Below are 8,612 nucleotides of genomic sequence, written 5' to 3'. Positions count from 1 at the left end.
CGGAGTTCGGCGGTGCCGAACGGCCGCCACCGGGAAACCGTCTCCGCGGGAAGCGGGACGACGGAGTCCGGCGGTACCGAACGACCGCCACCCGAAACCCGGTCCCCCCCCGCGGGAGGCGGGATGGCGGGACGGTGCCCAACGGCCGTCGCCGAAAACCGGCCCCCGCCGGAGGCGTTACGCTCCCCAGCCCGCCTGGGTTCCGCCCACGCGTTCGTCGATGATCTTCTCCGCCCAGCCGGAGCGGGCGTAGGCCGCCATGGGGTCCGGGTCGATGCCCATTTCCTCGCGGACTTCGGCCAGCAGCGGGCGGACGTCCGTGTTGTAGGCGTCCATCAGCACCGCGTTCGCGGCCAGCACGTCACCGGAGGACTGCGCGGCGGCCAGCGCCTCGCCGTCCACCAGGAGGGCTTTCGCCGTCGCCTCCTGGACGTTCATCACCGAGCGGATGATGGCCGGGATCTTCGCCTCGATGTTGTGGCACTGGTCGAGCATGAACGCCACGTCGGGTGTGAACCCGCCGCCGCGCACGACCTCGTACATGATGCGGAACAGCTGGAAGGGGTCGGCCGCGCCGACCATCAGGTCGTCGTCCGCGTAGAAGCGCGAGTTGAAGTCGAACGCGCCGAGCTTCCCCTCGCGCAGCAGCAGCGCGACGATGAACTCGATGTTCGTGCCCGGCGCGTGGTGGCCGGTGTCCACGACGACCTGTGCCTTCTCGCCCAGTTTCAGGCAGTGTGCGTACGCGGTGCCCCAGTCGGGGACGTCGGTCGCGTAGAAGGCGGGCTCGAAGAACTTGTACTCCAGCAGCATCCGCTGCCCCTCGCCCAGCCGCTCGTACACGGCCGCGAGGGCCTCGGCGAGCCGGTCCTGGCGGGCCCGGATGTCGTCCTGGCCGGGGTAGTTGGTGCCGTCCGAGAACCACAGCTTCAGGTCGCGCGAGCCGGTGGCGTCCATGATGTCGACGCACTCCAGCAGGTGGTCGAGCGCCTTGCGGCGGACCGCCGGGTCGGGGTTGGTGACCGAGCCGAGCTTGTAGTCGTCGTCCTGGAAGACGTTGGAGTTGATCGCACCGAGCTTCAGCCCGCGCTCCTGCGCGTACTTGGCCAGCTCTGCGTAGCCGTCGGCGCCCTCGACCTTGTCCCAGGGGATGTGCAGGGCCACGGTCGGGGCCACCCCGGTGTGCGCGTGTACGCGGGCCGCGTCGTCCAGCTTCTCCTGCGGGGTGCGCGGCACCCCCGGCTGCGCGAACACCTTGAAGCGCGTGCCGGAGTTGCCGTACGCCCATGAAGGCGTCTCGATGGCCTGGGTCCTGAGGGCCGCCTTCACGGCGGATACGGCAGTCATGGATCAGCGCTCCCGGTGGCTGAGCAGAGGCGTGAATCGTTTCATCGTGGTGAAGCTAGAGCCGCCCAACTGGTGTGTCAAGACGTGGCATCGGTCGGAAAGTTTGCCCAGAAAGTTTCCTGGCCTGACCCATTGACGTCGCGGGTGTTACGCGTCTAGCTTCCGTGAAACTCAGTTGAAACCTTTCACGGCGCAGCTTCCACGGAGCCTCCATGAACCAGCCCGACTCGGGCCCGGCCCCCGTTCTGGCCCTGACGGACATATCCAAGTCCTTCGGTGCCGTACGGGCCTTGCAGGACGTCTCCCTGCACCTGTACCCGGGCGAGGCCCACGCGCTCGCGGGGGAGAACGGCGCGGGCAAGTCCACCCTCATCAAGACCCTCGCCGGCGTGCACCGCCCCGACGCCGGGCAGGTCCTCCTCGACGGCGAGCCGGTCGTCTTCAACGGCCCGGCCGACGCCCGCGACGCGGGCATCGCGGTCATCTACCAGGAGCCCACGCTCTTCCCCGACCTCTCCATCGCCGAGAACATCTTCATGGGGCGCCAGCCGCGCACCAGCCTCGGCCGGATCGACCGCAGGGCCGTCCACGGCGCGACCGCCGCCCTGATGACCCGGCTCGGTGTCGACCTCGACCCCGAGCGGCTCGCCCGCGGGCTCTCCATCGCGGACCAGCAGATCGTGGAGATCGCCAAGGCGCTCTCCTTCGACGCCCGCGTCCTGATCATGGACGAGCCGACCGCGGCCCTCACCGGCAGCGAGACCGCCCGCCTCTTCTCGGTCGTGCGGACCCTGCGCGAGGGCGGCGCCGCCGTACTGTTCATCTCGCACCGGCTGGAGGAGATCTTCGAGCTCTGCCAGCGCGTCACGACGCTGCGGGACGGCCGCTGGGTCGCCTCCGAACTCCTCGGCGGGCTCACCGAGGACGATCTCGTACGCCGCATGGTCGGCCGCGACCTCGACGAGCTCTACCCCAAGCAGGCCACCACCGTCGGCGGGACCGCTCTCTCGGTGCGGCGGCTCACCCGCGAAGGCGTCTTCCGGGACGTGTCGTTCGAGGTGCGCGAGGGCGAGATCGTGGCCCTGGCCGGGCTCGTCGGCGCCGGGCGCAGCGAGGTCGTCCAGGCCGTCTTCGGCGTGGACAAGGCGGACGCCGGCGAGGTGCACGTGGGCGGCGAGCGGCTGCGCGCCGGTTCGCCGACGGCGGCCATGGCCGCGGGTGTCGCGCTCGTACCGGAGGACCGGCGCCAGCGCGGGCTGGTCATGGAGGCCTCCATCGAGCGCAACATCGGGCTCACCGGCCTCGACCGGCTCGGCAGCGGAGGTCTGGTGCGCCGGGCGCTGGAGCGCGGGCGGGCCACCGACTGGGCCGTGAAGCTCCAACTCAAGTACAACCGGCTCTCCGACGCGGTCGGGGTGCTCTCGGGCGGCAACCAGCAGAAGGTCGTCCTCGCCAAGTGGCTCGCCACCGACCCGGCCGTGCTCATCGTCGACGAGCCGACCCGCGGTATCGACGTCGGCACCAAGGCCGAGGTCCACCGCCTCCTCTCCTCGCTCGCCGCCGAAGGACTCGCCGTGCTGATGGTCTCCTCCGACCTGCCGGAGGTCCTCGGCATGGCCGACCGGGTCCTGGTGATGCACGAGGGCCGCCTCGTCGCGGAACTCCCGCGCGCGGAAGCCACCGAGGAAACGGTCATGGCCGCGGCCACCGGGCGTCTCGCCGGGGAGGGGGCGGCGGCATGACGGACCTGCCCCGACTCCGCAGCCCCGCGCAGCGCGACTGCCTCCGCCCCCGCGCGCGGTGCGCCGATCGCCCCCCGGCGGCAGGAGCCGCCCCAGCCAAGCAGCCCCGCCACCGGCGGTTCACACGAAAGGACAGCGGCGTGACGGCCACCATCGAATCCCCGCCGGCCGCGCCCGAGGCGGACGGGCGATCCGCGCGGTCGCTCATGGATCTGGTCTTCCGCGCCCGCGAGCTCAGCATCGGCGGGGCGCTCCTCGTGCTGATCCTCGGGACCTGGCTGGCCAACCCGTCCTTCCTGGACGACCAGGGCATCAAGGACCTGCTGCTCAACTCCTCGATCCTGGTGCTGCTCGCCGCCGGCCAGTCCGTCGTCGTCATCACCCGGAACATCGACCTGTCGGTCGGCTCGGTCGTCGGCCTGACGGCCTTCGCCTGCGGCAGCTTCGTCTCCGGCACCGACCACAGCGCGCTGACCACCGTCCTGCTCGGCATCGGCCTCGGCGTGCTGTGCGGGCTCGTCAGCGGACTGCTCGTCAGCTTCGGCAAGGTGCCCGCGCTGGTGGTCACCCTCGGCATGCTCTACGTCATCCAGGGCATCGACCACGCCTGGGCGCACGGCGAGCAGATCAACGCCTCCAACGTGCCCGACGACGTGCTCGGCCTCGGCAGCGGCAGCATCCTCGGTATCCCGTACCTGCCGCTGATTTCGGCCGCCGTCCTGGCGGGCACCGCGTACTACCTGCGCACCTACCGCGGCGGCCGCGAGCTGTACGCGATCGGGTCCAACCCCGAGGCCGCGCGGCTGGCCGGCATCCCCATCCGCCGCCGGGTGCTCGCCGCGTACGCCTTCTCCGGCGCCGTCGCCGGCTTCGCGGGGGCGCTGTGGCTGGCGCGCTTCGGCACCGTGGTCGCCGACGCTGCCAACGGCTGGGAGCTGACGGTGGTCAGCTCGGTCGTGGTCGGCGGCGTCGCCATCACCGGCGGTGTCGGCACCGTCTGGGGCGCGGCGCTCGGCGCACTGCTGCTGACCACCATGGGCAGCGCCCTCGTCGTCCTGAAGGTGGACTCCTTCTGGCAGCAGGCCATCACGGGCGTCCTGCTGCTCGCGGCCATCACCACCGACCGCATCGTGAACCTGCGCACCACCAGCGCGCTGAGGAAGAGGAGCCGGCGTTGAACACGCTCGCAAAGTACCTGCGCTGGGACACCGTCGTCGGCGTGCTGCTGATCGCCGTCTTCCTCGCCGGAAGCGGTACGACCGAGGGTTTCGCGGACACCGCCAACCTGTCCGCCGCCCTCAACGACACCGCCGAGATCGCGCTGATCGCCCTGCCGATGACCCTGCTGGTCGTCGCCGGGCAGGTCGACCTGTCCGTGGCCTCCATGCTCGGGCTCTCCAGCGCGCTCGCGGGCTCGCTGTGGGAGGCCGGCTGGAGCTTCGAGCTGATCGTGCCGATCTGCCTGCTCGTCGGCGCGCTCGGCGGCCTCCTCAACGGCTGGCTCGTCACCCGCGTCGGACTGCCCTCGCTCGCGGTCACCATCGGCACCCTGACCCTCTACCGGGGCCTGGCCTCCGTGGTCCTCGGCGACAAGGCGATCGCCGACTTCCCCGAGGCGTACGCCCAGTGGGCCACCTACACCCAGACCGTGCCGGGCACCTTCGTCCCGTACCCGATCGCCCTGTTCGCCGTCCTCGCCGTCGTCACCGCCGTCGTCCTGCACTGCACGGCCTTCGGCCGGTCGCTGTACGCGATCGGGGCCCAGGAGGACGCGGCCTACTTCGCCGGCATCCGGGTCAAGCGGCTCAAGCTCGTGCTGTTCGTCCTCGCGGGCTTCGTGGCCTCCTTCGCCGGGATCGTCTACACCCTGCGTTACGGCAGCGCCCGCGCCGACAACGGCCTGGGCCTCGAACTCGTCGTCATCGCCTCCGTGCTGCTCGGCGGCGTCGACTTCGACGGCGGCAAGGGCACGCTCGGCGGCGCGGTCGCCGGTGTGCTGCTGATCGGCCTGCTGAACAACCTGCTCACGCTCAACGACGTGTCGAACGAGATCCAGGTGATCGTCACCGGCCTGCTGCTCGTCGCCTCCGTCCTCACCCCGCGGGTCGTCACCTCGGTCTCCGAGCGCCGGCAGCGGCGCGCGGCGACCGCCGCCCCCGCCACCGCGTAAGCCCCCGTCAGACCCTTATCCACCCGCAACTCCTGTACCTGGAAAGAGACTTCACCATGTCCTCTCACGTCCGCACCCGCCGCCGGGTCACCCTCTCCGCCACCGCCGCGGCCTGCGTGCTCGCCGTCACGCTGGCCGGCTGCTCCGGCACCACCAAGAACGACACCAAGGGCGAGGCCAAGGAGGCGGCGAGCAACGCCAAGGCCGACCCGAACGCGCCGCTGAAGAAGGGCCTCAAGCTCGCCTTCCTGCCGAAGCAGATCAACAACCCGTACGAGAAGATCGTCGACGAGGCGGGCATTGCGGCGGCCGAGGAGTTCGGCGGCCAGGGCAAGGAGGTCGGCCCCTCCGACGCCAAGGCCTCCTCCCAGGTCTCCTACATCAACACCCTGATCCAGCAGCGCCAGGACGCCATCCTGATCGCGGCCAACGACCCCAACGCGGTGTGCGGCCCGCTCAAGCAGGCCATGAAGCAGGACATCAAGGTCGTCGCCTACGACTCGGACACCGCCAAGGACTGCCGCCAGCTGTTCATCAACCAGGCCAGCTCCGAGGAGATCGGCCGCAGCCAGGTCCAGCACATCGCGGAGCAGCTCGGCTACAAGGGCGAGATCGCGATCCTCTCGGCCACCCAGAACGCGACCAACCAGAACACCTGGATCGAGTTCATGAAGGACGAGCTGAAGGACCCGAAGTACAAGGACATGAAGCTGGTCAAGGTCGCCTACGGCGACGACGACGACCAGAAGTCCTTCCAGGAGACCCAGGGTCTGCTCAAGGCCTACCCGAAGCTGAAGGGCATCATCTCGCCCACCACGGTCGGCATCGCCGCCGCGGCCCGCTACATCAGCGACTCCTCGTACAAGGGCAAGGTCGTCATCAACGGCCTCGGCACGCCCAACCAGATGCGCAAGTACGTCAAGGACGGCACCGTCGAGCAGTTCTCGCTGTGGGACCCGAAGAAGCTCGGCTACCTCGGCTCGTACGCGGCCGCCGCGCTCGCCTCGGGGCAGATCACCGGTGCGGAGGGCGAGAAGTTCAAGGCCGGTGAGCTCGGCGAGTACACCATCGGCAAGGACGGCGAGATCATCCTCGGCCCGCCGACCGTCTTCGACAAGAAGAACATCGACGGGTTCGACTTCTGATCCGCAGGAGGCGGGATCTCCCGATGCAGCGCGTCTGCTTTCTGCTGAAGGTGCGGCAGGAGCGGCTGGAGGAGTACCGCGAGCGTCACGCGGCCGTATGGCCCGAGATGCTCGCGGCACTCTCCGCCGCCGGCTGGCACAACTACTCGCTCTTCCTCCGGGAGGACGGCCTGCTGGTCGGCTACCTGGAGACCGAGGACTTCGCGGCCGCCCAGGCGGCCATGGCGGCCACCGGGGTCAACGCCCGCTGGCAGGCCGAGATGGTGCCGTTCTTCGAGGCGCTGGACGGCACCGGGCCCGACGAGGCGATGAAGCCGCTGACCGAAGTGTTCCACCTCGACTAGCACCACCATCCCGTTCAGAAGGGAACAGCCCGCATGACCGTACGGACTCCCGCCACCGCCCGCAGGCCGAGGATCGGGCTCGTCGCGGGCGGGCTCGGCGCCTACTGGCCCCAGTTCCCCGACCTGCTCCCGCAGTTGCGGCGCTCGGCGGAGCGTGTCACCGAGCGCATGCGGGAGTTCGACGCCGAGGTCGTCGACGTCGGCTTCATCTCCGACGCCCAGGAGGGCGCCGCCGCGGCCGAGAAGCTCCGCGCCGAGGGCTGCGACCTGATCGTCGGCTTCCTCACCACCTATATGACCGCCACCATGCTGGTGCCCGTCGCCCAGCGCAGCGGCGCCCCCGTACTCCTCATCAACCTCCAGCCCACCGAGGCCATGGACCACGCGTCCTTCGACACGGGCGCCTGGCTCGCCTACTGCGGTGCCTGCCCCCTCCCTGAAATGGCCAACGCCTTCGAGCGCGCCGGAGTTCCCTTCCGGTCCGTCTCCGGCCACCTGGAGGACGAGCGCGCCTGGCAGCGCATCGGCCGCTGGATCCGTGCCGCCGGCGTGCGGTCGGTGCTGCGCAACGGGCGGCACGGACTGATGGGGCACCTCTACCCGGGCATGTACGACGTGTCCACCGACCTGACGATGGTCTCCGGCAACCTCGGCGGCCACGTCGAGGTCCTGGAGTTCGACGACCTGCGGGTGCGCGTGGAGAAGGTCCGGGACGCCGAGGTCGAGGCCAAACTCGCCGAGACCCGCGAGGTGTTCGAGCTGGCCGACTCCGTCGTTCAGGACGACCTCGCCTGGGCCGCACGGGTCTCCGCAGCCCTCGACCGGCTGGTCGCCGACTTCGACCTGGACTCGCTCGCGTACTACCACCGCGGCCTGGACGGGGAGATCCACGAGCGGCTCGGCGCGGGCATGATCCTTGGCGCCTCCCTGCTGACCGCCCGCGGGGTGCCCACCTGCGGGGAGTACGAGCTGCGCACCTCGCTCGCCATGCTGGTCGCCGACCGGCTCGGCGCGGGCGGCTCGTTCACCGAGCTGCAGGCGCTCGACTTCCGCGACGGCGTGGTGGAGATGGGCCACGACGGGCCCGGCCACCTCGCCATCAGCGAGCGGCGCCCGCTGCTGCGCGGCCTGGGCGTCTACCACGGGAAGCGCGGCTGGGGCGTCTCCGTCGAGTTCGACGTCAGGCACGGCCCGGTGACCCTCCTCGGCATCGGCCAGTCCCGCGACGGCCGCTACCGGCTGATCGCCTCCGAGGGCGAGGTCGTGGCAGGACCGCTGCTCCAGATCGGCAACACCACCTCCCGCGTCGACTTCGGGACCGACCCGGGGGAGTGGACCGACGCCTGGAGCGCGAGCGGCGTCGGCCACCACTGGGCGCTCGCCACCGGCCGGTTGCTGCCCGACCTGCGTGCGCTGGCCGATCTGACCGGTCTCGAACTGGTCGAGGTCACCGGCCGATGACCGCACTCGCCGGCCCGGCGGCAGCCCACCCGGGCCATCCGGTGGGCATCAAGGACGTGGCCCGCGTGGCCGGGGTGTCGGTCGGCACGGTCTCCAACGTGATCAACCGCCCCGACTCGGTCTCCGAGGAGACCCGGGTCCGCGTCCAGTCCACCATCGAGCGGCTGGGGTACGTACGCAGCGAGTCCGCACGGCAGTTGAGGGCGGGCCGCAGCCGGATCATCGCGCTGCTGGTGCTGGACATGGCGAACCCGTTCTTCGTGGACGTCGCCTCCGGCGCGGAGCGCGCCGCGCGCGAGGCGGGGCTCGGGGTGATGCTGTGCAACAGCGCGCAGAGCCCGAGCGAGGAGGCCGAGTACCTGGGCCTGTTCACCGAACAGCGGGTGCGGGGCGTGCTGGTGAC

At 70.6% G+C, this 8,612-nt stretch carries 8 protein-coding genes; 7 read left to right on the top strand and 1 reads right to left on the bottom strand.

The features are described 5' to 3' along the window. Positions 1-177: 177 nt before the first annotated feature. Positions 178-1,347 (bottom strand): L-rhamnose isomerase, encoded by a 1,170-nt coding sequence (rhaI, locus tag AOK16_RS22050; RefSeq protein ID WP_055473918.1) that lies wholly within the window; start codon positions 1,345-1,347, stop codon positions 178-180. Positions 1,348-1,559: 212 nt separating this feature from the next. Between rhaI and AOK16_RS22045 the strand changes: the two genes are divergently transcribed. From AOK16_RS22045 to AOK16_RS22015, 7 genes are all read left to right on the top strand, one after another. Beyond that, entirely contained in the window at positions 1,560-3,089 is a 1,530-nt protein-coding gene (locus tag AOK16_RS22045) for a sugar ABC transporter ATP-binding protein (RefSeq protein WP_055473917.1), read from the top strand. 140 nt (positions 3,090-3,229) lie between these two features. Then, positions 3,230-4,267, top strand: a complete 1,038-nt coding sequence (locus tag AOK16_RS22040; RefSeq protein ID WP_055473916.1) for an ABC transporter permease — start codon at positions 3,230-3,232, stop codon at positions 4,265-4,267. Next, entirely contained in the window at positions 4,264-5,259 is a 996-nt protein-coding gene (locus AOK16_RS22035) for an ABC transporter permease (protein ID WP_055473915.1), read from the top strand. Before AOK16_RS22040 ends, AOK16_RS22035 begins: the two co-directional genes overlap by 4 nt. Positions 5,260-5,315: 56 nt before the next feature. Next, a complete protein-coding gene (gene rhaS / locus AOK16_RS22030; RefSeq protein WP_055473914.1) occupies positions 5,316-6,404 on the top strand; it encodes a rhamnose ABC transporter substrate-binding protein in 1,089 nt (362 codons plus the stop codon). A gap of 23 nt (positions 6,405-6,427) precedes the next feature. Beyond that, entirely contained in the window at positions 6,428-6,748 is a 321-nt protein-coding gene (locus tag AOK16_RS22025; RefSeq protein ID WP_055473913.1) for an L-rhamnose mutarotase, read from the top strand. Between the two features lie 33 nt (positions 6,749-6,781). Further along, the gene (locus AOK16_RS22020; RefSeq protein WP_055473912.1) at positions 6,782-8,209 is read left to right on the top strand and encodes an L-fucose/L-arabinose isomerase family protein; all 1,428 of its coding nucleotides are present in this window, start codon (positions 6,782-6,784) and stop codon (positions 8,207-8,209) included. Next, the coding region (locus AOK16_RS22015) for a LacI family DNA-binding transcriptional regulator (RefSeq protein ID WP_157859306.1) at positions 8,206-8,612 on the top strand (407 nt) is incomplete at its 3' end. The genes AOK16_RS22020 and AOK16_RS22015, both read left to right, overlap by 4 nt.

It is taken from the genome of Streptomyces pathocidini (genome assembly GCF_001418495.1).
Lineage (GTDB): Bacteria > Actinomycetota > Actinomycetes > Streptomycetales > Streptomycetaceae > Streptomyces > Streptomyces pathocidini.
The sequence above is the reverse complement of the archived record's forward strand: the minus strand, read 5'-3'. Positions and strand labels throughout refer to the sequence as shown.